2 protein-coding genes are annotated in these 951 nt (G+C 41.4%); both read right to left on the reverse strand.

The window, feature by feature from the left end; translation table 11 throughout:
- Positions 1 to 227: 227 nt before the first annotated feature.
- A complete protein-coding gene (locus N1032_RS24020; RefSeq protein WP_259542972.1) occupies positions 228 to 458 on the reverse strand; it encodes a hypothetical protein in 231 nt (76 codons plus the stop codon).
- Positions 459 to 560: 102 nt separating this feature from the next.
- Positions 561 to 800, reverse strand: coding sequence for a hypothetical protein (locus N1032_RS24025; RefSeq protein WP_259542974.1), 240 nt, complete (start codon positions 798 to 800; stop codon positions 561 to 563).
- Positions 801 to 951: the final 151 nt, after the last annotated feature.

Here is a 951-nt window from a genome sequence, read left to right on the forward strand (position 1 = left end):
TTGTATTGAACTGTAGCAGGAATGAACATGTCACCTGATATGATTCTGTATACACCGATTATACCTACTTGGTATTGTCCACCAGCAAATGTTTCAACCACTTTGTTTCCGATTAGTCCAGCGATTGCTAGTTTATCGAAGTTGATTGGGTTAATAACGATTGTGACTTCATCTCTTGATGCCTCCGCCTTTGTTACAAGGTCAGTTGCAGCGTTTGCAAGTGCAAGTCATAGGTGTTGTGCATCATCAAGTGCTGTAGTGTTTGTCTTGAAATCATGTTCAACAACCAATGCAGTACCGTCAGCAGCAGTTGCAGAAGCACCAGCGGTAGTAATCGCAGCAGCAACGATTTTACCGAATGCAGCCTTGATTGATGCTTGGATGAACTTAACTGTTCTTGTTGCTATTCTTTGTGCAAGAACGTTTGGTGTACCACGTCTTAGGTCAAAGTCAAGCAATGCCTCTTGATTTTTTCAAGGTGTGTTTCATAGGAATACCTCATTGTCGATTGTCGCGTCGTTGAAGTCAGCTTCCGGCGAACCGAAAGTAGTCTTTGCAACTCATGTGTCGGCATATGTGTTGTATTCAATCTTAACTGAACCACCACCAAGAGGTGTAGAGTTTAGTCCAGTTGTGAAGTATGTAAGTGGGTTACCACGATTTAGTCTGTCTGCCAGAATTCCCAAATCCTTTACAGGAAGTGAGAATTTAGTACCGGCAACAGATGTAGATGCCTTAATCGCTTGTGCGTGTGGCGCAAGTGTTGAGGCAGCAAGTTGTGCAAATATTAATGCAGCCATTTAATTTACCTATATATTATAGGGAGATTATTTCCCTTTGTAATTATAACCTTGGTAGTCTTGGTGTTTCAACATCAATACTTTCTTCATCATCGACTTCACCTTCAACTTTTGGTTGCTTGAAGGTTTCATCTGAATCGAATTTGTGCTC

This window comes from Herbiconiux daphne (assembly GCF_024979295.1).
In the GTDB taxonomy this organism is placed as follows: domain Bacteria; phylum Actinomycetota; class Actinomycetes; order Actinomycetales; family Microbacteriaceae; genus Herbiconiux; species Herbiconiux daphnes.

Bases quoted from the DNA above. Each gene is read 5' to 3' on its own strand.
- N1032_RS24025 (WP_259542974.1), bottom strand. From the start codon at position 800: ATGGCTGCATTAATATTTGCACAACTTGCTGCCTCAACACTTGCGCCA.